Genomic DNA, 25922 nt, shown 5'->3' with positions numbered 1-25922 from the left:
TGCCCGATGGCTACCGCTGCGAAGAGGCCCACCGACCAGGCGGAGCTGTTCAGCGCCTCCACCGCCAAGGAGATCCAGGCGATCCTGTGGAAGGCCGCGGACAAGCTGCGCGGCTCCATCGACGCCGCCCAGTACAAGGAGTTCGTTCTCGGCCTGATCTTCCTGAAGTACGTCTCCGACGCTTTCGACGAGCGCCGGAGCGAGCTGGCCGCGGAGCTTGCCGACGACGGCATCACCGAGGAGAGGATGGACGACTTCCTGGAGGACCGCGACGAGTACACCGGCGCGCACGTCTTCTGGGTCCCGGAGACCGCTCGCTGGTCGTGGATCGCGGCGAACGCCAAGAGCCAGGGCGTCGGCAAGCTGCTCGACGAGGCGATGGACGCCGTGATGGCGGAAAACGCCTCGCTGAAGGGTGTCCTGCCGAAGATCTTCAACCGCGACAGCGTCGACCAGAAGCGTTTGGCCGAGCTGGTCGACCTCATCAGCGACGCGCGTTTCGGCGGCAGCGAGGACAAGCCGGCGCAAGACGTGCTGGGTGAGGTGTACGAGTACTTCCTCGGCAACTTCGCCCGTGCGGAGGGCAAGCGGGGCGGCGAGTTCTACACGCCCCGGTCCGTAGTCCAGCTGATCGTGGAGATCCTGGAGCCGTATGAGGGGCGCGTGTACGACCCGGCGTGCGGCTCGGGCGGCATGTTCGTCCAGGCGGCCAAGTTCATCGAGGCCCATCGGGGGCGCGGCCACAAGGCCGACCTCTCGATCTACGGACAGGAGCTGAACGAACGCACCTGGCGCTTGGCCAAGATGAACCTGGCCATCCACGGCATCGACGGCAACCTCGGCCCCCGCTGGGGCGACACCTTCGCCGAGGACAAGCACGCCGACCTCAAGGCCGACTTCGTCATGGCCAATCCGCCGTTCAACATCAAGGACTGGGCGCGGGACGAGGGCGACCTCCGGTGGAAGTTCGGCGTCCCGCCGAAGAACAACGCCAACTACGCCTGGCTCCAGCACATGGTCTCGAAGCTGGGCGTGCGGGGCACGGCCGGCATCGTTCTGGCCAACGGCTCCATGAGCTCCCAGTCGAGCGGTGAAGGCGACATCCGCCAGGCGATGGTCGAGGCGGATCTGGTGGCCTGCATGGTGGCGCTGCCATCCCAGCTCTTCCGTACGACGCAGATCCCGGCGTGTCTGTGGTTCCTGACCAAGGACAAGAGCCCGCAGGGCGCGAAGGGCCTGGAGGACCGGCGTAACCAGATCCTCTTCATCGACGCCCGAAGGATGGGCGAGATGGTCGACCGGACGGAGCGCACTCTGACGCAGGCCGACCTGGTGAAGATCGCTGCCGCGTATCACGCGTGGCGAGGCACGGCATCCGCGCGCGCAGAGGGACTGGCGTACGAGGACGAGCCCGGGTTCTGCTTCTCGGCCGACCTGGAAACGGTCAGGGAACACGGGTACGTACTGACGCCGGGGCGGTACGTGGGGTCCGTTGCGGCGGAAGAAGAGGGCGCGGAGGCGGTGGCGGAGAGGATCACCAAGCTGACGGAAGAGCTGTACGAGTTGTTCGAGGAGTCGGCGTCGCTGGAGAAGACGGTCCGTGACCAGATGAGGAACATTGATGTCTGACTGGATCCAGGTTCGGCTTCGCGATATTTGCTCATCGGTCGACTACGGTCTCACCGCCAGTGCGACGGAAGCTCCTGTCGGGCCGCGATTTCTCCGCATCACGGACATCGTGCATGGATCACTCTCCTGGAACCGGGTTCCGTTCGTTCAGGCAAGTGCGGAACAGGCGGAGAAGTACCGGCTCCACCCGGGAGACGTCGTCATCGCCCGCACCGGTGCCACAACAGGGGCCAGCAAGTGGATCGAGAGCCCCCCGGACGCTGTGTTCGCGTCCTACTTGGTTCGCCTGAAAATTTCGAACGCGGTGGATTCCCGCTTCGTCGGGTACCTGTTGAAAGACAGCCAGTTCACCGAATACGTGCGAGCGGTGACCGGCGACAAGTCGGCGCAGCCCAACGCCAGCGCCACCACGCTGGCCAACGCCCGGTTGCGCGTTCCTTCGGCGAAGGCGGCCCAGCAGGCGATCTCCGCTGTGCTTGGAGCGCTGGACGACAAGATCGTCGTCAATGAACGACTTGCTGCCACAGCCGAAGACCTGTCCCTGGCCCTCGCATCCGGAGAACGCTGGGAGGCGCGCGTCCGCCTCGAAGAGGTCTGTTCGTTGCGAAGGGAGCAGGTTTCTCCGCAGGGGATCACCGATGACGCTGTCGACCTCTACAGCCTCCCGGCGTTCGACGCGGGGAAATCGCCTGAGCGCACAGCCCCGGAATTGATCAAGAGCGGTAAATTCTCTGTCGCTGAACCGGCTGTGCTGCTGTCGAAGCTGAATCCTGATATCCCTCGTGTGTGGAACGTGGCGCCGAAGCCCGGCACTACTTCGCTGGCCTCGACCGAATTCCTTGTCCTGACCCCCCGCGGTACCGTGACCTCCCACGAATTGTGGGCGGTCACGGCTCAGCAAGCGTTCTTGGACGAGCTCGCCTCGAAGGTGACAGGAACCTCGAAGAGCCATCAGCGAGTGCGCCCGGCAGAGGTACTGGCGACCCAGGTGGTCGATCCCCGCCGGTTCGGGGAGACGGGCCGGCAGATTCAGAGCCTGGGCAGCCGTGCGGCGCTCGCGCGGCGGGAATCGCAGACCCTCGCCACCCTCCGCGACACCCTCCTCCCCCAGCTCATGTCCGGCCGCCTCCGCGTCAAGGACGCCGAGAAGATTGTCGAGGACAACACATGACGCACCCCGACGACGATGGCCAGAACCACCGCCCCCACGAGTCCGATTGGGAACTGCTCGCCCTCGAAGAGCTCGGCGAGCTCGCCTGGGAACACACCCCCGGCAACCAGCTCGCCCCCGGTTCCGGCCACCGCAAGTCGTGGGACGACCTCATCCTGTACCCGGACCTCACCGAGGCCGTCGAGCGGCTCAACCCCGCCCTCCCCCCGGACGCCGTCCGGGACGCCGTCGCCGCCGCCGCGACCCCGGCGTCGCAGGACACGTACGAGGAGAACCGCACCGCCCACGGCTACCTCACCGCCGGCATCCGCTCCGTCACGTACACCGACGCCTTCGGCGCCGAGCACAACCCGACCATCCGCCTCGTCGATCTGGACGACCCCGAGGCGAACGTCTACCGCGCCGTCAACCAGGTCACCGTCATCGACGGCGAGAAGAACCGCCGCTTCGACGTCGTCCTCTACGTCAACGGCCTGCCCCTCGCCGTCCTGGAGCTGAAGCGCGCCGGAGACGAGGACGCCACCCTCCAGACGGCGCACTCGCAGATCACCCGGTACGTGGAGGAGTTCCCTACAGCCTTCCGCCACAACTCGGTGGTCCTGCTCTCCGACGGCATCACGGCGAAGTACGGCACACCCTTCACCCCGTACGAGCACTTCGCACCGTGGAACACGGACGAGTTCGGCGCGCGCGTCGACCCGTTCGACGCCGAGGGGATAGCGGACTCGGGCCAGAACCTGGCCGTGCACGGCCTGTTCACCCAGCCGCGCTTCCTCTCCCTCATCCGGTCCTTCATCAACTTCGTCCCATCGAAGCGGACGAAGCGCATCGCCAAGCCCCACCAGTTCCACGCGGTGACCCGAGCCGCGGAGGCCGTCCGCGAGGCATCCGCGAGCGACGGGAAGGCCGGCGTCGTCTGGCACACCCAGGGGTCGGGCAAGTCCGAGGAGATGGTCCTGACCACCACCATGGTGATGAAGGACCCGGCACTACTGAACCCGACGGTCGTCGTCATCACCGACCGCACGGACCTCGACGACCAGCTGTACTCGACGTTCCTCGAGAGCGAGATCCTCCCGGAAGCGCCCAAGCAGGTCCTCACCCGGGCCGAGCTGCGCGAGGCGCTCGCTGCCAAGCGCGTCGGCGGCATCCTCTTCACCACGCTGCAGAAGTTCGGCCGTACCAAGGAGGAGAAGGACGCCGGCGCGGACCACCCGCTGCTCTCCGACCGCCGCAACATCGTGGTCGTCGTCGACGAGGCGCACCGCAGCCACTACGACTCCCTCGACGGCTACGCCCGCCACCTGCGCGACGCGCTCCCGCACGCCACGCTCCTGGCCTTCACCGGCACCCCGATCTCCGAGGCCGACCGCAACACCCGCGAAGTGTTCGGCGACTACATCGACGTCTACGACCTCAAGCGGGCCGCCGACGACGGCGCGACCGTCAAGGTGTTCCACGAGAGCCGCGTCATCCAGCTCGTACTGGACGAGGACGTCGACCCGACGACGATCGACGAGGAGGCCGACCGCATCACCGACGGCCTCGACGACACCGAGCGCCGCCGGGTCGAGCAGGCCGTCGCGACGATGAACGCCATGTACGGCGCGCCCGCCCGTGTGAGGGACCTCGCCGCCGACCTCGTCGAGCACTGGGAGGCACGGCGGGAGCGGATGCAGCCGTTCGTCGGTGCCTCCGAGACGGGTGGCGCGGCCGGCAAGGCGATGGTCGTGTGCGCGACCCGGGAGATCTGCGTCCGCGTCTACGACGCCCTGCGCGAGCTGCGGCCCGAGTGGCACAGCGACGAGGTCGACAAGGGCGCCATGAAGATCGTCTTCTCCTCGAACTCGCGCAAGGACCCTGCCCACCTCCTGGCCCACGCCCTGAGCGACAGCAGGCGCAAGGCGGTCGTCAACCGCGCCAAGGACCCCGACGACGAGCTCGAGCTGCTCATCGTCAACAACATGCTGCTGACCGGCTTCGACGCCCCGCCGGTCCACACGATGTACCTGGACCGGCCGCTGAAGGGCGCCAACCTGATGCAGGCCCTGGCCCGCGTCAACCGACGCTTCCGCGCGAAGGAGGACGGCCTCCTCGTCGGGTACGCACCGCTGACCGAGAACCTCCAGCGTGCCATCGCGGAGTACACCGAGGCGGACCAGCAGGACCGCACCCTCGGCCAGGACGTCGACCGGGCCCTGGACGAGCTGCGCAACGAGTACGACATCCTCGCCGACATCCTGCGCGGCTTCGAGTGGCGCAAGCGGCTGGAGACGCCGTCGAAGACGGCGTTCATCGACGCCGCGATCAAGGCCGCGAACTACCTGCGGGACCCGCGCACAGCCGGCAACAACCCGGACGGGCTCGACGACCCCCGCCGGACGCTCGGCCGTCGCTTCCGCGAGCACGCCCACCGCCTGGAGCGCTTCTACGCGCTGTCCGCCAGCGCCAAGAACATCGGCGAGCGCTTCCCGGACCACCTGGCCTGGCGGCGGGACGTCCAGTTCTTCGTCGAGGTCCGCGCCTATATGGCGAAGTACGACGCGATGGACCGTGAGGCCCGCGGCCTGCCCGTCGCCCGCGACATCGAGCTGTACCTCTCGCAGCTGACGTCCTCGGTCGTCGAGACCAGCGGCGTGACGGACCTGTTCGCCGAGGCCGGCCTGGAGACCGCCGACCTGACGCACCTGAACGGCGCCCTCGCCGCACAGCTGCAGAACAGCGAAACCCCGCACCTGGCCGCAGAGGCGCTGCGGCGGCTCATCGAGCGGAAGATGCGTGAGGTGACGCGGCACAACGTCGTCCGGCGCACCACGTTCTCCGAGCGGCTGCAGGACCTGATGGTCCGCTACATGCGGCAGCAGTACACGAGCGCCGAGCTCATCGCCAAGCTCGTCGAGATGGCGAAGGAGGTCATGGACGACGCCCGGCGCGGCGAGAAGTTCGAGCCGCCGCTGGACTGGCGCGAGCTCGCCTTCTACGACGCTCTGGCCGACCATGGTACGGCGCAATCGGTGATGGGCGACGACGTACTGGCCGGGGTGGCCCGCGAGCTGGTCGCGGAGGTCCGCAGCAAGCTGAAGCCGGACTGGATCGCCCGCGAGCCGGTACGCGCCCGCCTGCGCAGCGCCATCAAGCGCCTCCTGGCCCGCCGCAACTACCCGCCGGACCAGGCGCCGGAGGCCATCAACCTGGTCCTCAAGCAGATGGAACACTTCGCCAACGAGTGGTCCACGAAGGAAATGAAGGAGGACTGAGCCGCAGTCCCACTCGCACGTGTGCGAAGTGCCGCAACTTTGTCCAGGCCGACCAGGCAGCGGCTGCCGGTCCTCTCGGATCTCGAAGTCCATGCCACCCCTTGAGCTGGGGTGTTGCGACGACGCCTAGCACCCGACAACCCGGCGGACTCACGTCGGGCCATCCCGTCGCCTCCTTCGCTCAGCGGTCCGTCGGGAGGTTCGCGCCGCCCGTGCAGTCGAGTACGACGCCGGTGACGAAGCCGTTCGTCGCGAGGGAGTGGATGGCCTGGGCGACGTACGCGGCGTGGCCCACCCGGCCCGCCGGGGTCGTCTTGGCGAGGCCGTCGAAGAGTTCCGTGACCGGGCGCCGGCGCAACGAGGCGGCGCGACGTGCCATCCTCCGCCGCGTTGCGCCTGCCCGGGGAGGCGGAGGGCGACTCGGTGAGCGTCGAGACCACCGCGCGGGAGGCCGGGGTCGGGAAGCAGGCGCTCTACCGGTGGTGGCCCTCCAAGGGGGCCGTCCTGCTGGAGGCGCTCGGCGAACGCGCCCAGCAGGCGGTGCCCGCGCCGGACCACGGGGACCTGCGGGACGATCTGCGGGCGGTCGTCGCGGCCACGTTCGCCGGGGCCCAGCGGCCCCCCGTGGGGCCGGCGCCGCGGACCCTGGCCCGGGGAGCGGCCCGCGACCCCCAGGTGGCCGTGCCCATGCGGGAGTCCACCGAGACCCGCCGCGCGGCCCTGCGCGAAGTGCTGGAGCGCGGCCGGGAACGCGGCGAGCTGGAGCCGGTACGCGACCTCGACCTGATGGTGGACCAGGTCTACGGGGTCTTCTGGTACAGGTTCCTGCTCGGCCACGCGCCCCTGGACGAGGCCACCGCGACGGCGCTCGCGGACTCGCTGCTGCCGTGAGGGCCGTTACGGATTGTTCAGGTAGGCCAGCACGGCGAGCACGCGGCGGTTGCCGGTGCCGTCGTCCGTGATGCCGAGCTTGCCGAACAGCGAGGTCGTGTACTTGCTGATCGCGCTGTCGCTGAGGAACAGGCGTTGCGCGATGGCCTGGTTGGACAGGCCCTCCGCCATCAGGGCAAGCACGGAGTGCTCGCGCTCGGTGAGCCCGCCGAGGCGGCGGTGGGACGAGCCGCTGGAGAGCAGCTTCGCGATGACCGCCGGGTCCATGGCCGTACCCCCGGCCGCGACCCGCTCCAGCGCGTCGATGAACTGGTCGGCGTCGAACACGCTCTCCTTCAGGAAGTAGCCGACCCCGCCCGACCCGTCGGCCAGCAACTCGCGGGCGTACAGCTGCTCCACGTACTGGGACAGGATCAGCACGGGCAGTCCGGGGAGCTCGGTGCGGGCGATGAGGGCGGCTCGCAGGCCCTCGTCCGTCTGCGTCGGGGGCATGCGGACATCGACCACGGCGAGGTCCGGCCGCCACTCGCGCAGGGCGGCCAGCGTCTCGGGACCGGTGGCGGCCGTCGCCACCACCTCGTGGCCGTACGCCTCGATGAGGCGGACCATGCCGTCACGCAGGAGATACAGGTCCTCGGCTACAACGATGCGCATGGCACCATGATCCTCGCCCGGGTCGGGCCGCCGGCCGGGCTCGTGATGTCCAGGGTGCCGTCGAAGACCGCCAGGCGCCGCCGCAGCCCGGCGAGTCCGCCGCCGTCCCGGACGACGGCCCCGCCGCGCCCGTCGTCCTCCGTCTCGGCCACCAGGCCGGCCCGGTCCTGGACGAGGGAGATCCGCAGCCGGGTCGCGTGGGCGTGCTTGACCGCGTTGGTGAGCAGTTCGGCGATGCCGAAGTACACGGCCGACTCGACGGGCGCGTCCAGTCGCCCCGGCACGTCGGCGCTCACCTCCGTTTCGAGCGGGCTGTCCAGGGCCAGGGCCCGTACGGCGTCGACCAGGCCCCGGTCGTTGAGCACGGGCGGGTTGATGCCGTGGACCAGGTCGCGCAGCTCGGCCAGTGAGGCGGTGGCGCCGGCCCGCGCCTCGCGCATCAGCGCCCTGGCCCGGTCCGGGTCCGTCTCCATCAGCTTCTCCACCGTGGCCAGCGAGAGCCCGAGCGCGACGAGCCGGGCCTGCGCCCCGTCGTGCAGGTCGCGCTCGATGCGGCGGATCTCGGCGGCCTGCGCGATCGTCGCGTCCGCGCGCTGGCCGGTCAGTTCGTCCACCCGGTCCGCCAGCGCCATCCGCGCGGACGGCCGCAGGAAGCGAACCGCGGCCGGGGTGAGGGGCCGCCAGGCGTACGGGGCGGAGGCGACGGCCACGGCGAGGCCGATGACCCGGCCGGCGGCCCCCGTGCCGAACCCGGCGGCTGCCAGCACCACCCCCGCCGGCGGGACGCACGCCACGAGCCCCGCAGCGAACGGGGCGATCACCGTGAACCGCAAGTCACGCCAGTTGGCCGGGTCCTTCCAGCGCAGCCGCCACCGCTGGTCCATGAGGGCGTCGCGGCGGGTGCGGTGGTAGTCGAAGCCGTTCCACCAGTGGCCGGTGGCCATCCGCGTCACCGGCGGGGCCTCGCGGTAACCGGACGCGATCCCGGTGCCCGACCAGCGGGCGGCCAGGAAGCGGACGGCCCGGCAGACCGGCCGCGACAGGAGGAGCGAACCCTTGCCCACCAGCAGAACGGGAGCCACCCACGACCACGGGTTCGCCGGCCCCCACCACACCCCCAGCGCCACCGCCCCCGCCCACACGGCCGGGACCAGCAGCGTGACGGCGGCGACGGCGCACGCCCGTACGAAACCCACGCCCGCCCGGGCCGGCCACGAACCCAGCACTCTCATCGTCCATCCCTCCGCGTTCTCTCCGGTGCCCCCACTCTGCACCGCACGGAACGCCCCGAGGCCCTGCTCGGCGCAGGAGTGGGTCCAGCCCCACCCCCTTGTGCGCCCAGACGCATACCGAGCCGGACCAGCGGTTCATAGCGTCGTCGGCATGGACTTCCAGACGAACACCCGGCCCGCAGAGAATCCCGCCGCCCGACGGGCCCTCGAATCGGCGCGGAGCAGTGTCAGGCTCTACGGGGTACTCGGCGCCGCCGCTCTCGTCGCGGTCGTCGTGGTGGCGGCCACCGGCCACACGGTGAACACCTTCATGTGGGTCCGCGCGGCCTTGCTGCCGGTGATCGCCTACGTGATCCTCCGGATCACCGCATCCGCCGCCCAGGGCTCCCGCCGTGCCTTCGAGCGTGTGAGCACCCTCGCGGTGATCGTGCCGGTCGCGATCATCGGCGTCGACCTGATCCCGGGCGTGTGCCCGCCCTGGTACGCGGTGGTGCAGACGCTGTGCGTGCTGCCCGTGATCCGCGTCGCGTTCCTCACCCGGGGGGCGGCCCTGAAGGCGGCGTTCCCCAAGAGCCCCAAGAGCCCCAAGAGCCCCAAGAGCCCCAAGGCGCCCGAGGCGGGCTGAGAGGCCCGCACGGCCCCCTGGGACGCACCGGCCAGGGGGAGGTCACCGCCGTTCGGTGGCCGTGGCAGGGAGTGTGGCCGTTGGAGTGCGCTTCAACGCAAGCGGACGCCCCGGTCAGGCCGGCCCGCTCTCCCGCAGGGGCTTCGCGTAGCAGCGGCTGCTGTCGTACGTGCGGTAGTGGCCGAACTTCTCGCACGGGGTGTAGCCGCTGGAGAGGTACAGGGCGATCGCCTCCGGCTGACGGTCGCCGGTCTCCAGGACCATGCGGGTGCGGCCGGCGGCGCGGGCGTCCGCCTCCAGGGCGGCCAGGATGCGGCGGGCGAGGCCCTGGCCGCGGCCTTCCGGTATGACGTACATCCGCTTCAGCTCGGCGTCGCCGTCCGAGTAGCCCTCCTCATTGCGCTCCTGGGAGCGCCAGCCACCCGTGGCCACCGGCTGCTCCCACGCGTCGTACGCGATCAGGTACAGACCGTGAGGCGGGTCGAACATCGTCGCGTCCAGCGGTGTGATGTCGCCCTCGTCGCCGTAGCGCTCGGCGTATTCGAGCTGCACGCGATCGTTGAGTTTGACGGCATCGGGATGGTCGAAGGCCCGGACCTGGATATTCATGCGGGGTATCGTACATGTATGCGGCATCGTTCGTCGGTATCGTGCCGGAATGCTCACTGTGACCTCCGACAGTGTGCTGCGCACTCTCTGAACGCCTGTGAACCTTAGGAGCATGTTTTGCTCACCGTGACCTCCGTGAATGTAAACGGTCTCCGCGCCGCGGCCAAGAAGGGCTTCGTCGAGTGGCTGGCGCAGACCGACGCCGACGTGATCTGCCTCCAGGAGGTGCGCGCCGAGCCCGAGCAGCTGCCGGCGGAGGTCCGTGAGCCCGAGGGCTGGCACACCGTCCACGCACCGGCCGCCGCCAAGGGCCGGGCCGGGGTCTCGGTCTACTCGCGGCGCGCCCCGGAGCGGGTGCAGATCGGTTTCGGCGGTCACGGGCACGCCGGGTGCGAGGAGTTCGACACGAGCGGGCGGTACGTCGAGATCGACTTGCCCGGCGTCACGGTCGCGAGCCTCTACCTGCCCTCGGGCGAGGTCGGCACCGAGCGGCAGGACGAGAAGGAGCGCTTTATGGCGGCCTTCCTGCTCTACCTCGTCGGGCTCAAGGCGCGCGCCGCCGCCGAGGGACGCGAGGTCGTCGTCTGCGGCGACTGGAACATCGCCCACCAGGAGGCGGACCTCAAGAACTGGCGGGCCAACCGCAAGAACTCCGGCTTCCTGCCCGAGGAGCGGGAGTGGCTGACCCGGGTCTTCGCGGAGGCCGCGTACGTCGACGTCGTACGCGCCCTGCACCCGGACGTGGAAGGCCCGTACTCGTGGTGGTCCTACCGCGGGCGCGCCTTCGACAACGACACCGGCTGGCGCATCGACTACCAGGTGGCCACCCCCGGACTCGCCGCCCGCGCCGTGAAGGCATGGGTCGAGCGGGCCGCCACGCACGGCGAGCGGTGGAGCGACCACGCGCCCGTGACGGTGGTGTACGGGCAGTAGGGGCGGGGTACGGCGAGGGCGGTGTGCCCCTACCAGTTGCTTACCCGGACGAGGGCCGGGTCACCCGCGCACCGCCCGCCTGCCCTTCCCCCGGCTCCGGCTACGGTTTCCCCGGCCCCGCCTACGCTTCCCCCGGCTCCGGCTACGGTTTCCCCGGCCCCGGTACGGCTTCCTCCGGTGCCGGCTTCGGCCCCCGCACGGCTTCCTCCGGTCCCGGCCCCGGCTCCGGCACGGCTTCCTCCGGTCTCGGTTCCGGCGCAGAGTCCTCCGACCCCGACCCCGACCCCGACCCCGCCTCCTCCGACCTCTCCCGCCGCAGCCTCCGGTCCAGGGCCATCGACAGTTCCGCGTCCATCACCGCGCGGGCCAGGGGGCGCAGTTGGGGTGGTTCGGTCTCCGGCTCCGTGCTGTACTCGCGCAGCACCGAGACGAACAGGTCGGCCAGCGCCTCCGCGTGCTCGCGGACGCGGCGGCCGGTGGCGAGGACCGTGGCGAGCGGGACGCCTTCCCGTACCAGCTCGGCCGACACCTCCAGCAGGCGGCGGCTGATGTGGACGATCTCCTCGCCGTCCGTGCCGAGGTAGCCCAGCTCCAGGGCGGTCGCCAGGTTCTCCGGGGTGGACTGGTCCTCGAAGTAGTCCGCCAGCTGCTCGGGCGTGAGCCGGACCGGGACCTCCTCGGTCGGCTCGCCCAGGCCCAGCACCTCCGCCACATCGCGCCCGCTCTCGAACGTGCGGGCCAGGTCGGCGATGCCGGTCAGGGTGTGGCCGCGCTCCAGGAGCCCGGTGATCGTGCGCAGGCGGGCCAGGTGGTGGTCGTCGTACCAGGCGATGCGGCCCTCGCGGCGGGGCGGCGAGATCAGGCCGCGTTCCCGGTAGAAACGCAGGGTCCGTACGGGGATGCCGGCCTCCTCGGCCAGCTCCTCCATGCGGTACTCGCGGTGCTCGCTTCCTTCTGCCACCCCCGCACCCTATCCGCCTCCCCGGTGCGGAAGCCGCATGTTGTACCGCCGGTAACTTTCCCGCGTCCGCCCCCTACCCATCGGTACGAAGCTGCTCTAGTCTCCCAACAATGCCAGTGATTGCTGGCAGAGTCGTGTGACGTACCGCGGGAGGCGGCAGCATGGCCCAGCACGAGCATGTACGCGTGGCGGTGATCGGATCCGGATTCGGGGGCCTCGGAGCGGCAGTCCGGCTGCGCCGCGAAGGCATCACCGATTTCGTGGTCCTGGAGCGGGCCGGTTCCGTCGGCGGCACCTGGCGCGACAACAGCTATCCCGGCTGCGCCTGCGACGTACCGTCCCACCTCTACTCCTTCTCGTTCGCCCCCAACCCCGACTGGCCGCGCACCTTCTCCGGGCAGGAGCACATCCGCGCCTACCTGGAGCACGTCGCCGACACCTTCGGGCTGCGCCCGCACATCCGCCTCGACCACGAGGTGACGCAGATGCGCTGGGACAACGACGAGCTGCACTGGGTCATCGAATCCGCCAACGGCACCACCGTCGTCGCGGACGTCGTCGTCTCCGCGACCGGCCCGCTCTCCGACCCGAAGATGCCCGACATCCCCGGTCTCGCCGACTTCCCCGGCAAGGTCTTCCACTCCGCCCGCTGGGACCACGACGCCGACCTCACCGGCAAGCGCGTGGCGATGATCGGCACCGGCGCCTCCGCCATCCAGATCGTGCCCGCGATCCAGCCGAAGGCCGGAAAGCTCACCCTCTTCCAGCGCACCCCGCCCTGGGTCATGCCCCGCATGGACCGGAAGATCAGCGGCTTCGAGCGCCGGCTGCACCGCGCCCTCCCCGCCACCGGCACCGCCCGCCGCGGACTGCTCTGGGGCATCCGGGAACTCCAGGTCAGCGCCTTCACCAAGCACCCCGACCAGCTCGGCCTGGTCGAGCGGATAGCCAAGTCCAACATGGCCCGCGCCATCAAGGACCCCGCCCTGCGCGCCAAGCTCACCCCCTCCTACCGCATCGGCTGCAAGCGCATCCTGCTGTCCAGCACGTACTACCCCGCCCTCGCCCAGCCCAATGTCGACGTCGTCGCCTCCGGCCTCGCCGAGGTCCGCGGCTCGACGGTCGTCGCCTCCGACGGTACGGAGGCCGAGGTCGACGCGATCATCTTCGGCACCGGCTTCCACGTCACCGACATGCCGATCGCCGAGCGCGTGACCGGCGCCGACGGCATGACGCTCACCGAGTCCTGGAAGGACGGCATGCAGGCGCTGCGCGGCGCGAGCGCGGCCGGCTTCCCGAACTGGATGACGATCATCGGCCCCAACACCGGCCTCGGGAACTCCTCGATGATCCTCATGATCGAGTCCCAGCTGAACTACATGGCCGACTACCTGCGCCAGCTGAACGTCCTCGGCGGCAAGGTCGCCCTCGACGCCCGCCCCTCCGCCGTCAGCGCCTGGAACCGCCGCGTCCAGGACCGCATGAAGCGCACCGTCTGGAACACCGGCGGCTGCAACAGCTGGTACCTGGACGCCAACGGCCGCAACACCACCGTCTGGCCCGGCACCACCGCCGAGTTCCGCAAGGCGACCCGGACCGTGGACGTCTCCGAGTACCAGGTCCTGCGCCCGGCCCTCCCGGCCCAGCGCACCGCGGGCGAGGCCGTCGCCGAGGAGGTGGCCCGATGAGCCGCCCCCTGCCCGTCGCCGGCCGCCGGCCCGTGCCCGCCCGCGAACTCCTCGCCGTCTCCGCAGACGGCTCCCGCATACACATAGAGGTGCACGGCCAGGAGGGCGCCCCCGCCGTCGTCCTCTCCCACGGCTGGACCTGCAACACCCACTTCTGGGACGCCCAGACAAGGGACCTGGCCGTCGACCACCGCGTCATCGCCTACGACCAGCGCGGCCACGGCACCTCGCCCGCCGCCGCCCGCGACGGCTACAGCACCGACGCCCTCGCCGACGACCTCGAAGCGGTCCTCGCCGCCACCCTCGCCCCCGGCGAGAAGGCGGTACTCGCCGGACACTCCATGGGCGGCATGACCATCATGTCCGCCTCGCGCCGCCCCGAGCTGCGCGAGCACGCCGCCGCCGTCCTGCTGTGCAGCACCGGCAGCTCCCGGCTCCTCGCCGAATCGCTCGTCGTCCCGATGCGGGCCGGTGCCGTACGCACCCGGCTCACCCGCGCGATCCTCGGCGCCCGCGCCCCCCTCGGACCGGTGACACCGATGTCCCGCCGGATACTCAAGTACGGGACGATGGGAGCGGGTTCGGCCCCCGACCGGGTCGACACCTGTGCCCGTATCGTGCACGCCTGCCCCCGCATACCCCGGGTGGCCTGGGGCCACGTCCTCGCCGACCTCGATCTCGACGCGGGCGTACGGGAGTTGCGCGTACCCACCGCCGTCATCGCGGGTACGGAGGACCGGCTCACCCCGCCCGTCCACGCCCGCGCGCTCGCGGCGGCGCTGCCCGACTGCCTGGGGCTGACCGAGCTCACGGGCATGGGCCATATGACTCCGGTGGAGGCGCCGGAGGTGGTCACCGCGAAGATACGGGAACTGGTGACCACGTACCTCCCGGTCCTCCCGGAACGGGACACCACTGACGTCGAGGGCAAGGAGGAGGTCGCATGAGCGGCAGGGGAAATCTCGAAGGACAGGTCGTCGTCGTCACCGGCGCGGCCCGCGGCGTCGGCGAACTGCTCGCCCGCAAACTCTCCGCCCGCGGCGCCACCCTCGCCCTCGTCGGCCTGGAACCGGACGAGCTGAAGAAGGTCTCCGAACGCCTCCACGGCGACAGCGACCACTGGCACGCCGACGTCACCGACCACGAGGCCATGGCCCGCGTCGCCCAGGAGGTCAAAGCCCGCTTCGGCAAGGTCGACATCGTCGTCGCCAACGCCGGCGTCGCCACCGGCGGCCCCCTCATCGACTCCGACCCCGTCGCCTGGCGCCGGGTCATCGAGGTCAACCTCATCGGCGGCGCCGTCACCGCCCGCGCCTTCCTGCCCGTCCTCATGGAGAGCCGCGGCTACTTCCTCCAGATCGCCTCCCTCGCCGCGATAACCCCGGCCCCGATGATGAGCGCCTACTGCGCCTCCAAGTCGGGCGTCGAAGCCTTCGCGCACAGTCTGCGCGCCGAGGTCGGCTACCGGGGCGTGAAGGTCGGCGTCGGCTACCTCTCCTGGACCGACACCGACATGGTCCGCGGCGCCGACGAGGACGACGTCATGCGCGACCTGCGCCAGCGCCTCCCGTGGCCCGCCAACCGCACGTACCCGCTCGGCCCCGCCGTCGACCGCATCGTCGCCGGCATCGAGCGCCGCTCCGCCCACGTCTACGCCCAGTGGTGGCTGCGCGGCATGCAGTCCGTACGCGGCTACCTGCCGACGCTCATCGGCGTCGTCGGCCAGCGTGAGATGCGCCGCTTCGGCCCCCGCCTGGAGGGCATCAGCAAGGGCCTCGTCGGTGCGGGCGGCGCTGCTGACCAGGACGAACGCTCGGCGCGTACGCAGCGTAACTGATCGACATGCGGGGCGTGTCGGGCCGTGTGAATCTGGTCGAGGCCCCACCGGGGCCGTCCCCCACGCACCACATAGGAGTGAACAGCATGGGCATCGCCGACCAGTTCAAGGACAAGGCCAAGGACCTCGCCGACCAGGCGAAGAGCACGGCGCAGGACCAGGGCCAGAAGCAGTCGAAGGACCGCAAGGGCGGCGAGGGCCGCGACAAGGCCCGGAACACGGCCGAGCAGGGCCGCGACCGTGCGCAGGGCACCGCGGACGACATGCGGGAGCGCTTCGACCGTTGACCGGTCGACGGTTGCCTTACGCGCCGAGGGGCGCGCCCGGATCACCTCCGGGCGCGCCCCTCCTGCTGCCTGACGTTCCGTGCTGCGGGGCGGTCAGGCGGCACTCCAGTGCTGGTTGTCACGGCCGTTGCACTCCCAGAGCACGATCTGGGAGCCGCTCGCCCCTCCGAAGAGATCCAGGCACTTGCCGGTGGACGCGGACACCAGCGCCGTACCCGAAAGGCTGATGCGCTGCACGGAAGACCCGGTGCAGCCGCTCAGGACGACCGGAGTACGGTCCTCGGTTCCGGTGAGCGTTGCGCAGAGGGCTCCCAGCCGCAGACTGCCGTCGCGATCGAGAACCCAGGACTGGCCGGACGAACCGTCGCAGACGGACGCCACGAGCTGCGATCCCGAGCCCGCGCCGGTCAGGCACTTGCCCGACGCCTCGACGGCCAGAGGGAAGCCGCGGACCTCGGTCGAACCGCCGCCCTTGCCGCTGCCCGGTTTGGGGGCGCCGTCCGTTCCGGAGCCGTCCGCGTCCGACGACGCTCCGGATCCGGCGGAGGCGGTGCTCCTGCCCGGACCGGGCGTGCTCCGGGGCTCCGTGCCCGATGACGAGGAGGCGGTGGCGGACGGGGTGACGGCAGGGGACGCCGACTGCTCCGCCGTCGAAGCCCCCGGCAGCGGCGACCGGTCCCCGGCTTCCTCGGCCTCGCTGTCGGGCCGTACGGGACCTTCGGCAGGCGCGTCGGCCCGAGGGCTGGAGCTGTCGGAGCCCCCGCCGGCCGTAACAGCCACACCCGCGACGACAGCAACGGCCACCACTCCGACGACCGCGGCCAGGATCCGCGTCCGTCGCGAGAACGCCCGGCGACGAGGGGCGGCGGCCGGCGATATCTCATGAGCCGACTCCGCGGGCGGCTGCGTGGTGCCGGGGTCCGCGGGGTCTGCGGGGCCCTGCGCCGGTGCGCTCCGGCCCGCCTCGTTCTCGGCGTTCTCGGCACGCTGCGCCGCCATGGCGCGAGCCAGTGCGGCACGGGCGGAATCGAGGTTCGCCGCATCGTTGTTTCGAAGGGGCTTGGCCGGCCGCGAGCTGACGGGCCTGGTGACGTTTCGTTTCGGCAGCTCTGGCATTCGGCTGTACTCCTTGAATATGAGGTCGAGCCCCGAGTCGTGCCCTGGAACGAAGGGGCGTCCCGTACCAGTGGACGGCGGGCTTCGGGACGAGTTGAGGCGGGGCGCAGTGGATCAATCCTCATCCAATCGCCGCATGACCTGATAAAGGAAGGCGAACACGCCGGGGGCCGCCGTGTGTTGGCGGGAGCGCTTTGCGATGGGGCCAGGAACAAGAAGAGCGCGCCCGGTCGTTCCGGGCGCGCTCTTGCTGCGTGGGTGTTGCCTCAGGCGGCCTTGACGGCCTCGATGAACGGCGTCCAGGCGGCTGCATCGAGGATGAGGGCAGGCCCGTCGGGCCGCTTGGAGTCCCGGACGGGGACGAGTCCGGGGTGACCGTCGGCTACTTCGAGGCAGTTGCCGCCGCTGGTGTTGCTGTAGCTGCTCTTGCGCCAGCTGGCGAAGTCCTGGGCCACTTCGAGGCAGTTCCCGCCAGAGCCGTTGCTAAAGCTGCTCTTGCGCCAGCGCGCGGCGCTGAGATCAAGGGTGGTGCTGGCCATGCCGGAACTCCTCAGCCGCCTTCTCTAGCAGGGCGAGGGACACCTCTGGCGGCAGCGCGGCGGCCCTGAGGCGATCGTATGTCTTGCGGTACTGCTTAACGAGCCCCGGATCGTCGATGGTCTGCCCGTGGTAGGGGCCCTCGGTGTAGAGCAGCGGCGGTTCGTCGTCGAAGTCCATGAGTAGCAGCGGCAGCTCGCTGATGGGGCGGGTGGCCGCATTCCACGGAAGGATCTGCACAACGACCCGGCGGCTTCGCACCATGGCGGCGATGTGGTCCAACTGTTCGGCCATATCCGCCGGTTCGAGCAGCGGATGGCGGATCAGTGACTCGTGCAGTACCACCCAGTACTCGGGCTTCTTGGGGTCGCCGAACAGCTTGCCTCGCTCGTGCCGGGCATCGATCTTGGCCTGCACCTCCTCCGGCGTGTCCAGGGGGTGCGTCGCCTGGATGACGGCTCGCGCGTAGGCCGGGGTCTGGAGGAGCCCCGGGATTAGAGTGCCCGACCACTCGTTGATGGCCCGGGCACGGAGCTCCGCTTCCGCGACCCCAGCGAAGAACGGGGCATGGCCCTTGCGGCGAGCTTCCCGCACGTCTTCACAACGCCTCGTGAAAAAGTCCGTGCCCAGCACGCGGTCCACGTGCTGCGCGAGCTCCGGCGGCATGCGGCGGTTGCCGTGTTCGACCTCGCTGAGCATGCCGATACCGAAGAAGCTGCCCTCTGCCAGCTTCTCCAGCGTCAGGCCCGCTTCCTCCCTCTGGTACCGGAGCTCCTTCCCGTAGAACTGCGGGACCCCCGCCGAACCATCGATGTCCTTGGCCACCGCCGACCGCCTTTCACACTTCGCTCTGTGGAGCGGAATCCCCTTTCAAGGTAGAGGTCGATGCGGCAGCGTGTGAGGTGTTCGTCACAGCAAGCAACCGAAAGGTGGACCGGCCCTCATGGATCACGCCCCGTACGACATCGGCCCCGACATCGACGCACTGCGGGCGGCGCTCAAGGCGCACGAAATCACGCTGCCGTCACTCGGAGTTGACCCGCTGACACTCGCCGGCTGGACGACCAGGCCGCCGCTCGTCGCGCTCGGTAACTGCAACACGGAGACCGCGCGCCGGCTGGCCGAGGTGCTGCGCGAGGCGGCGGGGGGATGAGCGGGCTGCCGCTGACGTGGGAGTTCCTGGCGGTCCCGCAGGCGGTGCCGAAGGTGCGGCGGATACTGCGGGCACGGTTCGAGGGCGACGACGCGGGCGATCTCGTGTTGTGCGTCAGCGAGTTGCTGGCGAACGTGATCACGCATGTGGGGGAGCGCACGCCGGTGACGTTACGGGTGAGCGCGACGCACACCGGGCGGGTACGGGTGTCGGTGAGCGACCCCGCGCCGACGGTGTGGCCGGTGCTCCGCGAGAGCGGGGCCGAGGGCACGTCGGGGCGGGGGCTCCAACTGGTGGACGCGGTGGCGCTGCGGTGGGGCGTGGAGCAGGCCCCGTACCGCAAGACGGTGTGGTGCGAGCTGCGGGCGCCGGGGGTCAGGCGGTGGGCGCTGGCGGGATCGGGGACTCACCGCGGCGCTTCGTAGACATCCTCCTCCATCTCCATCTTGTGGCGGTGGACGCGCTCGATGTCGGTGAGGCCGAGGAGGAGCCCGCCGCCGGAGAGGACGCCCGGGCGCCCCAGGGCGACGAGGGGCGCGTGGTCGTCGGGGTGGCGGCCGGCGTCGGGGTCGTTTGCCAGGAGCCACCGGCGCAGGTCCGCCGGCAGCTCGACGCCCATCCGCGCTTCGGCCGCGCTGATCGCCGCGTGGCGCCCCCGGCCGCCGAGAGCGGCGAAGACGTCGGGGGCGTGCTGTTCGAGCCAGGCGGTGACCCGGCCTCATTCCTGCTGAACGTCAGCCATGCGCAGACCGTATGCGCCTCCCCTGGGCGGCCCTCAGCGGACGACGTCGAAGACGTTCTTCTGGATGCCGTTGGCGTACGCCTCGTGCTCGACCAGCTTCAGGTGCTGGGTGTCCTTGTCGCTCGCGCTGAACAGCCGCTTGCCGGCGCCGAGGAGGAGCGGGAAGACGAGGAGGTGGTAGCGGTCGATGAGGCCGGCGTCCGAGAGGGCGCGGTTGAGGGTGGCGCTGCCGTGGACGATGACCGGGCCGCCCTCGGTCTCCTTGAGGGCGGCGACGTCATCGAGGGATCGCAGGATGTGGGTCTCGCCCCAGTTCGTGGCGAGCTCGCTCTCGGTGAGGGTGGAGGACGCGACGTACTTGGGCATCGCCTTGTACCCGGCGAAGTCCGCCATGTCCGGCCACACGGCGCTGAACGCCTCGTAACTGACCCGGCCCATCAGGAGCGCGGTCGCTTCCTCCTGCTCGCGGCCCTTGATCTCGAACGCCTCGGGGAGGAAGTCGATGCCCTTGAAGGTCCAGCCGGAGTTGCGGTAGCCGGGCTCGCCGCCGGGGGCCTCGACAACGCCGTCGAGGGAGATGAAGGCGGTGCTGATCAGGGTGCGCATGGTGAGGTCCTTGGGGTGTGTCCGGGGTGGGGTGGCCGGTGCGGCTTCTGAGTCTTCTGCGTCTTCTGACTGCCGGGCGCGGGAAAGGTCATCGGCCGGCCGCCACCTGCCAGGTCTTCGACTCACCGCACGGGAAAGCCGAAAGAGTACCCCTGCTCCCTCAGCCAGGGCAGGACTTGGTGCAGCGCGGCCAGGGTCTGGGAGCGTTCCCCGCCCGCGTCGTGGAAGAGGACGGTCGGTCCGTTGGATATCTCGCTCTTGACGGTGGCGACGATGGTGTCGACGCCGGGGTGCTCGAAGTCCTTGGTGTCGACGTTCCAGCCCAGCGGCCGCATCCCGTGCGAGGCGGCGAGCTTGCGGCTGAACGGGGTGAACGCGCCGCCGGGGGCGCGGTAGTACTGCGGCCGGACGCCGCCCGACGCCTTGGTGATCATCCGTTCGGCGTCCAGGATCTCCTTGGACTGGTACGCCTCGGACTTGGTGTCCATGGTGACGTCGTGCGAGACGGTGTGGTTGCAGAGGCGGTGCCCGGCCGCCACGACGTCCTTGACCAGGTCGGGGTACGCCCGGGCCTGCGTGCCCACCATGCAGAACGTGGCCTTGACCCCGTTGTCCTTGAGCAGTTGCAGTACCTGGGGCGTCCAGGTGGGGTCCGGGCCGTCGTCGATGGTGATGTTGACACCCTTGGCGCCCTGGTCCGAGGCGTGGGCGATGTCCTCCGCGACCTTTTCGGTCGCGGGACGGTCGTCGTGGTGGGAGGCGGACGGCGACGACACGGGCGCCGGCGACTGCTGCCCGTCGGCGGTGCCGGCCTGGGCGGTCCATACCGAGGTGGCCGCGGCCAACGCCGTGACCCCGAGAGCCGCCGCGAGAAGCCGGCTGTGCCAGGCCCTCCCCTTGTGCTTCGCCATGTCCGCCCGCCCCTTTTTTTACTTCGCCGTCGCTGCCGATGCCGTGCCTGCCCTGCCTTGCCCCCACGAGGACATACGAAGTCGGCCCGGAGGATGCCTCTGTTACCGATCGCGGACAAATCTGCGGGAGACCGGCGACAAACGCGGCCGGAACCCGGCTGCGTGTGGGGGTACGGGTGCCGCTGCGCCTCCCGTGCTGGCAGAGTCGGCTCACATGACTGACGACTACGCGAAAGAGCGCCTCCACTACAACCTGCGGAAGGCGCGCGAGGCAGTCCTCTGGAAGCTCGACGGGCTCGGCGAGTACGACATCCGGCGGCCCCTGACGTGGACCGGGACCAACCTGCTGGGTCTGGTGAAGCACCTGTCGCTCTGGGAGGCCCGGTACTTCGGCGACGTCTTCGACCGGCCGTTCCCCGAGCCCCTGCCCCGGTGGGACGACGACGACGCACGCGGCGCGGACATGTGGGCGACCGAGCAGGAGACCCGGAGCGAGATCATCGACCACTACCGCCGGGTCTGGGCGCACACGGACGCGACGATCGCCGCCCTCGCGCTCGACGCTCCCGGCCACGTGCCCTGGTGGTCCAGCCCCGACGTGCAGCTGTTCGACATCATGGTCCACATGCTCGGCGAGACCGCCCGGCACGCGGGGCACGCCGACATCCTGCGCGAAGGACTCGACCACGCGACGGGGACGACGGCCGCGTCCGCGCTACCGCAGCCGGACGCGGCGGCCATGGACGCGTACCGGGCGGAGATCGAGGCGGCGGCGAAGGCGGCGGCCGGGGACGCGTAGGGGCGGGGCGGCGGCGCGGTGGGGTCACCGCGTCCGTACGCGTACGCTTCTCTGCTTACTGCGTTCCGCAAGACCAAGATGCGCGTAGAGCGCGTTGCCGTCCATGAACCCAGCTTGGCGGCTCCCCCTTACGGGAGGCTCAAGCCGGTCGGGCCGGAGCCCGTCCCCCTACCTCGGCGGCAACACCGGCCGCCGACGATTCGGCGCAGTCTCATACGTCGGGGGCGTGGCCGGCGGGTGCGCCGCCAGTAGGTCCAGGGCGATGCGGACCGCGTCGTCCAGCACCGCGTGGCGGCCCTCCGCCCAGTCGAGGGGGGTGCGCAGGGCCTCCTCGTCCGGTTCGACGCCGTGGTTCTCCACCGACCAGCCGTACGTGTCGAACCAGGCCGCGTTCATCGGGACCGTGATCACCGTGCCGTCGCCCAGGCGGTGGCGGCCGGTCATGCCGACGACGCCGCCCCAGGTGCGCTGGCCGACGACCGGGCCCAGGTTCAGCAGGCGGAACGCGGCGGTGATCATGTCGCCGTCGGAGGAGGTCGCCTCGTCGGCGAGGGCGACCACCGGGCCCCGGGGGGCGTTGGAGGCGTAGCTCACCGGCTGGGCGTTGCGGGTCAGGTCCCAGCCGAGGATCGTGCGGGTGAGCTTTTCGACCACCAGTTCGCTGATGTGGCCGCCCGCGTTGCCGCGTACGTCCACGATCAGGGCGGGGCGGGAGACCTCCATGCGCAGGTCGCGGTTGAACTGGGCCCAGCCGGAGCCGCCCATGTCCGGGATGTGGAGGTAGCCGCACCGGCCGCCGCTCAGGCCGCGTACGACCTCGCGGCGCTTGGCGACCCAGTCCTGGTAGCGCAGCGGGCGCTCGTCGATGAGGGGGACCACCGCCACGCGGCGGGAGCGGCCCTGACCCTCGGCTGGGCGGAAGGTCAGCTCGACCGTGGTGCCGCCCGCCGCCGCGAGCAGGGGGTAGGGGCCGGTGACCGGGTCGACCGGGCGGCCGTCCACGTGGGTGAGGACCGCGCCCTCGCGGATGCCCGTACCGGCGAGCGGGGAGCGGGCCTTGGAGTCGGAGGAGTCGCCGGGGAGGATGCGCAGGAGGGTCCAGTCGCCGTCCCGGCAGGCGAAGTTGGCGCCGAGCAGGCCGATCGCGCGCTGGTAGTGCGGCGGGCCCTCGTTGCGGCGGGCGGGGGAGACGTATGCGTGGGAGGTGCCCAGCTCGCCGAGGACTTCGCGCAGGAGGTCCGCGAACTCGTCGGGTGTGGCGACGCGTTCGACCAGGGGGCGGTACTGGTCCAGGACCGCCGGCCAGTCGATGCCGCACATGTCCGGCTCCCAGAAGTAGGAGCGGATGATGCGGCCCGCCTCGCCGTACGCCTGGCGCCACTCCGCCGCCGGGTCCACCTCGTGCAGGATGCGGCGCAGGTCCAGGTAGACGGTCGAGTCGAGGTCGCCGGGCTCGGTCGCGGGGACCGCGCGCAGTTCGCCGTCGTCCATGACGACCAGGCGGGAGGCGTCGCCGCTGACGGCGAACCAGTCGAGATGGCTGACCAGTTCCGTCTTCTTCGCCTTGGCGATGCTGAAGTGCTCCAGGGTCGGCCGGCCCGACATGTCCGCCGGGTTGGCGAACGTCTCCCCGAGCGCGCCGGAGATCGGCCAGCGCAGCCACACCAGCCCGCCGCCGCTGACCGGGTACAGCGCCGAGTACTTGGACGCGGCGACCGGGAACGGCGTGACCCGGCTCTCCAGGCCCTCGAACTCGACGGTGACCGTCGAGCCCTCCGCCGCCCCGGCCTCGGCGGTGTCGATGGGGTCCAGGCCGCCCGCCGCGGGCCGGCCGTCGGGGAGCAGGGCGAAGGGGGACGGGGTCGCCGAGGAGAGCGGGACCAGGTAGGGGCGGCAGCCGAGCGGGAAGGACAGGTCGCCGGTGTGCACGTCGTACACCGGGTCGAAGCCGCGCCAGGACAGGAAGGCGAGGTAGCGGCCGTCGCCCGTGAAGACCGGGTTCTCGTCCTCGAAGCGGCCGTTGGTGACGTCCACGACCGCGGGGTCGCCGGGGCCCATGATCCGGGCCAGCTTGATCTTGCGCAGCGAGCGGCCGATGCCGGGGTGCGACCAGGTCAGCCAGGCGCCGTCCGGGGAGAAGGCGAGGTCGCGGACCGGGCCGTTGACGGAACGGATCAGCTCGGTCGGCTCGCCGGTAGACGTCTCCTCGTCGGTGTCCAGGAGGAGCAGGCGGCCGTCGTGCGAGGCGATGGCGAGGCGTTCGCCGTCCGGATCGGCGACCAGTTCCTGGACCCGGCCGATCAGGCCGGAGGCGAGCCGGCGGGGCGGGCGGTCGCCGCTGGCGCGCGGCAGCTGGGCGATCTCGATCGCATCCTCGCCCTCCGCGTCGGTGACGTACGCGACCTGGCCGCCGCTGCCCAGCATCTCCGGCAGCCGCACCCGGACGCCGGGGGTGTCGGAGATGGTGCGGGCGGGCCCGTCGCGGTGGGTGAGCCAGTACAGGCTGCCGCGTACCGACACGGCGCTCGCCCGGCCCGTCTCGTCCACGGACAGCGCGTCCACGTTGCTCGCGGCCGGCACCTGGTACGTACGCCGCCCCGCGCGCGGGCCGCCGAGGCGGACCTCCAGCCTGCGGGGCACGGCGTCGGGGGACTCCAGGTCGTCCACGAGCCACAGCTCGCCCGCGCACTGGTAGACCACGCGCCGCCCGTCGCTCGCCGCGTGCCGGGCGTAGAACGCGTCGTGGTCGGTGTGCCGGCGCAGGCCGGTGCCGTCGGGGCGGCAGGAGTAGAGGTTGCCGACGCCCTCGTGGTCGGAGAGGAACGCGATCCGGCCGCCGACGAACATGGGGGAGTCCAGGTGCCCGCCGATGTCCGGGAGCAGCCGCTCGCCGTGCAGCCACAGCCGGCCCGTGGCCCCGCCCCGGTAGCGCTTCCAGGCGGCCGGTTCGTGCGGCGGGGTGCCGGTGAGCAGCAGGGTGCGGCGCTCGCCGTCGATGTCGGCGACCGCGATGTCCGAGACCGGGCCCCAGGGCAGCTTGCCGCCGGGGCCGCCGTCGGTGGGGACGCTGTAGGCCCAGGAGAAGTACGAGAACGGCTGGTTGTGCGAGGAGACGGCGAGGATCTGCGAGGCGTCGCCGGGGTCGGGCGTCCAGCCGCGCACCCGGGCGTCGGTCGAGCCCCAGTAGGTGAGCCGGCGGGACGGGCCGCCGCAGACCGGGGCGAGGTGGATCTCGGGGTCGAAGCTGCGCCACGTCGTGTAGGCGATCCGGGTCCCGTCGGGGGAGAAGCGCGGATGGCTGACCCGGGTGCGGTCGACGGTCACCCGCCAGGCCCGTCCTGGGCGCTCCCCCTCGGCGGCGAGCGGGGCGACCCAGAGATCGTCCTCGGCCGCGAAGCAGAGCAGATCCTCGTGGAGGTGCGGGAACCGGAGATACGAGACGTCGTCACTCACCCCACCCATGCTTTCCGCGCGCGGGGGCGGCGGCAACTCAGGGAGACCCCGCGCAGGTGGACCCCGCGGCAGGGAGACCCCGCGCAGAGGGACCCCGCGGCAGGGAGACCTCTGTGGTGCGGGCCACAAACGAAACTGTCCCGTTTCGCTGGGGCGGTGCAGTACCGTTCTCGTGTACGAAACAGTTTCGTTCGATTTGCTTATACGCAGCTTACGCCCCGCCCGCCGGTCCCACGGGAACAGGAGGTCGACCCATGGCACGCACACGGCTCACGCCCGAGCGTGAGAGCGAGCTGTACGCCGCCGTGCTCGACCTGCTCCGCGAGGTCGGCTACGACGCCCTCACGATGGACGCCGTCGCCGCGCGTACGCATTCCAGCAAGGCCACCCTCTACCGCCAGTGGGGGAACAAACCGGCGCTCGTCGTCACGGCCCTGCGGCACAACAAACCCGGCACCCTCGGCGACGTCGACACCGGCTCGCTGCGCGGTGACTTCCATGCCGTCCTCAGCCGCAGTGACGACTGTCAGATGGAGAAGGACGCCGCGCTGATGCGGGGTCTGAGCCATGCCGTCCACAACAACCCCGACCTCCTCCAGGCCCTGCGCGAACTGCTGGTCGAGCCCGAGATGACGGGTCTCGACACGCTGCTGCGCCGAGCCGTGGACCGGGGAGAGGTGAGCCCGGACAACCCGGCGCTCAGATACGTACCGCACATGCTGATCGGCGCCTTCGCCACTCGGCAGCTGGTCGAGGACCGCCCCGTCGACCAGGCGTTCCTCCTCGACTACGTCGACTCCGTGATCCTCCCCGCTCTCGGAGCCTGACCGC

Annotated in this window: 26 protein-coding genes; 14 read left to right on the top strand and 12 right to left on the bottom strand. The window is 70.8% G+C overall.

Going from position 1 to position 25922, the window contains the following annotated elements; genetic code table 11:
- Positions 1-6: 6 nt before the first annotated feature.
- Genes E6R18_RS09330 through E6R18_RS09320 form a run of 3 tightly spaced genes read left to right on the top strand, consistent with a single transcriptional unit; the run spans position 7 to position 6057 of the window.
- The gene (locus E6R18_RS09330; protein WP_136316386.1) at positions 7-1629 is read left to right on the top strand and encodes a class I SAM-dependent DNA methyltransferase; all 1623 of its coding nucleotides are present in this window, start codon (positions 7-9) and stop codon (positions 1627-1629) included.
- Positions 1622-2800 carry a restriction endonuclease subunit S gene (locus E6R18_RS09325; protein WP_136316385.1) on the top strand — a complete coding sequence of 393 codons (1179 nt, stop codon included), beginning with the start codon at positions 1622-1624 and terminating at the stop codon, positions 2798-2800. Before E6R18_RS09330 ends, E6R18_RS09325 begins: the two co-directional genes overlap by 8 nt.
- On the top strand, positions 2797-6057 hold the full coding sequence (locus tag E6R18_RS09320) for a type I restriction endonuclease subunit R (RefSeq protein WP_136316384.1): 3261 nt from the start codon (positions 2797-2799) through the stop codon (positions 6055-6057). Before E6R18_RS09325 ends, E6R18_RS09320 begins: the two co-directional genes overlap by 4 nt.
- A 181-nt stretch (positions 6058-6238) precedes the next feature.
- Here the strand turns inward: E6R18_RS09320 and E6R18_RS34780 are convergent, their stop codons facing one another.
- On the bottom strand, positions 6239-6436 hold the full coding sequence (locus E6R18_RS34780; protein ID WP_240799668.1) for a hypothetical protein: 198 nt from the start codon (positions 6434-6436) through the stop codon (positions 6239-6241).
- Here E6R18_RS34780 and E6R18_RS09315 point away from each other — a divergent pair.
- On the top strand, positions 6430-6948 hold the full coding sequence (locus E6R18_RS09315; RefSeq protein WP_240799667.1) for a TetR/AcrR family transcriptional regulator: 519 nt from the start codon (positions 6430-6432) through the stop codon (positions 6946-6948). The genes E6R18_RS34780 and E6R18_RS09315 overlap by 7 nt on opposite strands.
- A gap of 6 nt (positions 6949-6954) precedes the next feature.
- On the opposite strand, the gene E6R18_RS09310 is transcribed toward E6R18_RS09315, so the two are convergent.
- Both E6R18_RS09310 and E6R18_RS09305 read right to left on the bottom strand, forming a co-directional pair.
- On the bottom strand, positions 6955-7602 hold the full coding sequence (locus tag E6R18_RS09310; RefSeq protein ID WP_136316383.1) for a response regulator transcription factor: 648 nt from the start codon (positions 7600-7602) through the stop codon (positions 6955-6957).
- On the bottom strand, positions 7587-8834 hold the full coding sequence (locus E6R18_RS09305; RefSeq protein ID WP_136316382.1) for a histidine kinase: 1248 nt from the start codon (positions 8832-8834) through the stop codon (positions 7587-7589). The genes E6R18_RS09310 and E6R18_RS09305 overlap by 16 nt, the downstream gene beginning before the upstream one ends.
- A 151-nt stretch (positions 8835-8985) precedes the next feature.
- Between E6R18_RS09305 and E6R18_RS09300 the strand changes: the two genes are divergently transcribed.
- Entirely contained in the window at positions 8986-9459 is a 474-nt protein-coding gene (locus E6R18_RS09300; RefSeq protein WP_136316381.1) for a hypothetical protein, read from the top strand.
- A gap of 114 nt (positions 9460-9573) precedes the next feature.
- On the opposite strand, the gene E6R18_RS09295 is transcribed toward E6R18_RS09300, so the two are convergent.
- Positions 9574-10068 (bottom strand): GNAT family N-acetyltransferase, encoded by a 495-nt coding sequence (locus tag E6R18_RS09295; RefSeq protein ID WP_136316380.1) that lies wholly within the window; start codon positions 10066-10068, stop codon positions 9574-9576.
- 117 nt (positions 10069-10185) lie between these two features.
- Between E6R18_RS09295 and E6R18_RS09290 the strand changes: the two genes are divergently transcribed.
- Positions 10186-11001: an exodeoxyribonuclease III gene (locus tag E6R18_RS09290; protein ID WP_136316379.1), complete on the top strand. Its 816-nt coding sequence runs from the start codon at positions 10186-10188 to the stop codon at positions 10999-11001.
- A gap of 142 nt (positions 11002-11143) precedes the next feature.
- Here E6R18_RS09290 and E6R18_RS09285 read toward each other — a convergent pair whose 3' ends face one another.
- Positions 11144-11929, bottom strand: a complete 786-nt coding sequence (locus E6R18_RS09285) for a MerR family transcriptional regulator (RefSeq protein ID WP_240799676.1) — start codon at positions 11927-11929, stop codon at positions 11144-11146.
- 194 nt (positions 11930-12123) lie between these two features.
- Here E6R18_RS09285 and E6R18_RS09280 point away from each other — a divergent pair, with 194 nt between their 5' ends.
- The 4 genes from E6R18_RS09280 (at position 12124) to E6R18_RS09265 (ending at position 15774) form a co-directional block, all read left to right on the top strand.
- Positions 12124-13650, top strand: a complete 1527-nt coding sequence (locus tag E6R18_RS09280) for an NAD(P)/FAD-dependent oxidoreductase (RefSeq protein ID WP_136316378.1) — start codon at positions 12124-12126, stop codon at positions 13648-13650.
- Positions 13647-14597 carry an alpha/beta fold hydrolase gene (locus E6R18_RS09275; protein ID WP_136316377.1) on the top strand — a complete coding sequence of 317 codons (951 nt, stop codon included), beginning with the start codon at positions 13647-13649 and terminating at the stop codon, positions 14595-14597. The genes E6R18_RS09280 and E6R18_RS09275 overlap by 4 nt, the downstream gene beginning before the upstream one ends.
- Positions 14594-15487: an SDR family oxidoreductase gene (locus E6R18_RS09270; RefSeq protein ID WP_136316376.1), complete on the top strand. Its 894-nt coding sequence runs from the start codon at positions 14594-14596 to the stop codon at positions 15485-15487. The genes E6R18_RS09275 and E6R18_RS09270 overlap by 4 nt, the downstream gene beginning before the upstream one ends.
- A gap of 86 nt (positions 15488-15573) precedes the next feature.
- Positions 15574-15774 (top strand): hypothetical protein, encoded by a 201-nt coding sequence (locus tag E6R18_RS09265; RefSeq protein WP_136316375.1) that lies wholly within the window; start codon positions 15574-15576, stop codon positions 15772-15774.
- Between the two features lie 93 nt (positions 15775-15867).
- On the opposite strand, the gene E6R18_RS09260 is transcribed toward E6R18_RS09265, so the two are convergent.
- The 3 genes from E6R18_RS09260 to E6R18_RS09250 form a co-directional block, all read right to left on the bottom strand.
- Positions 15868-16773, bottom strand: a complete 906-nt coding sequence (locus E6R18_RS09260) for an RICIN domain-containing protein (RefSeq protein WP_136316374.1) — start codon at positions 16771-16773, stop codon at positions 15868-15870.
- 383 nt (positions 16774-17156) lie between these two features.
- Positions 17157-17429 carry a DUF397 domain-containing protein gene (locus tag E6R18_RS09255; RefSeq protein ID WP_136316373.1) on the bottom strand — a complete coding sequence of 91 codons (273 nt, stop codon included), beginning with the start codon at positions 17427-17429 and terminating at the stop codon, positions 17157-17159.
- Complete coding sequence (locus E6R18_RS09250; protein WP_136316372.1) at positions 17410-18252, bottom strand: helix-turn-helix transcriptional regulator; 843 nt, start codon at positions 18250-18252, stop codon at positions 17410-17412. Before E6R18_RS09250 ends, E6R18_RS09255 begins: the two co-directional genes overlap by 20 nt.
- 118 nt (positions 18253-18370) lie before the next feature.
- Between E6R18_RS09250 and E6R18_RS09245 the strand changes: the two genes are divergently transcribed.
- Both E6R18_RS09245 and E6R18_RS09240 read left to right on the top strand, forming a co-directional pair.
- Positions 18371-18580 (top strand): hypothetical protein, encoded by a 210-nt coding sequence (locus tag E6R18_RS09245; RefSeq protein ID WP_136316371.1) that lies wholly within the window; start codon positions 18371-18373, stop codon positions 18578-18580.
- Entirely contained in the window at positions 18577-19005 is a 429-nt protein-coding gene (locus E6R18_RS09240; RefSeq protein WP_136316370.1) for an ATP-binding protein, read from the top strand. The genes E6R18_RS09245 and E6R18_RS09240 overlap by 4 nt, the downstream gene beginning before the upstream one ends.
- Here the strand turns inward: E6R18_RS09240 and E6R18_RS09235 are convergent.
- The 3 genes from E6R18_RS09235 to E6R18_RS09225 all read right to left on the bottom strand — a co-directional run bounded on the left by E6R18_RS09235 (position 18987) and on the right by E6R18_RS09225 (position 20839).
- Entirely contained in the window at positions 18987-19199 is a 213-nt protein-coding gene (locus E6R18_RS09235) for a hypothetical protein (protein ID WP_136316369.1), read from the bottom strand. The genes E6R18_RS09240 and E6R18_RS09235 overlap by 19 nt on opposite strands.
- A gap of 156 nt (positions 19200-19355) precedes the next feature.
- Positions 19356-19928, bottom strand: a complete 573-nt coding sequence (locus E6R18_RS09230; RefSeq protein ID WP_136316368.1) for a dihydrofolate reductase family protein — start codon at positions 19926-19928, stop codon at positions 19356-19358.
- 122 nt (positions 19929-20050) lie between these two features.
- On the bottom strand, positions 20051-20839 hold the full coding sequence (locus E6R18_RS09225; RefSeq protein WP_136316367.1) for a polysaccharide deacetylase family protein: 789 nt from the start codon (positions 20837-20839) through the stop codon (positions 20051-20053).
- Positions 20840-21053: 214 nt separating this feature from the next.
- Here E6R18_RS09225 and E6R18_RS09220 point away from each other — a divergent pair, with 214 nt between their 5' ends.
- Complete coding sequence (locus tag E6R18_RS09220; protein WP_136316366.1) at positions 21054-21638, top strand: DinB family protein; 585 nt, start codon at positions 21054-21056, stop codon at positions 21636-21638.
- A 168-nt stretch (positions 21639-21806) separates the two neighbouring features.
- On the opposite strand, the gene E6R18_RS09215 is transcribed toward E6R18_RS09220, so the two are convergent.
- A complete protein-coding gene (locus E6R18_RS09215) occupies positions 21807-25091 on the bottom strand; it encodes a S41 family peptidase (protein WP_136316365.1) in 3285 nt (1094 codons plus the stop codon).
- Positions 25092-25345: 254 nt separating this feature from the next.
- On the opposite strand from E6R18_RS09215, the gene E6R18_RS09210 reads away from it, so the two are divergent.
- Positions 25346-25918, top strand: coding sequence for a TetR/AcrR family transcriptional regulator (locus E6R18_RS09210; protein ID WP_136316364.1), 573 nt, complete (start codon positions 25346-25348; stop codon positions 25916-25918).
- Positions 25919-25922 lie beyond the last annotated feature (4 nt).

The organism is Streptomyces sp. A1277, from assembly GCF_004795015.1.
Lineage (GTDB): Bacteria > Actinomycetota > Actinomycetes > Streptomycetales > Streptomycetaceae > Streptomyces.
The sequence above is the reverse complement of the archived record's forward strand: the minus strand, read 5'-3'. Positions and strand labels throughout refer to the sequence as shown.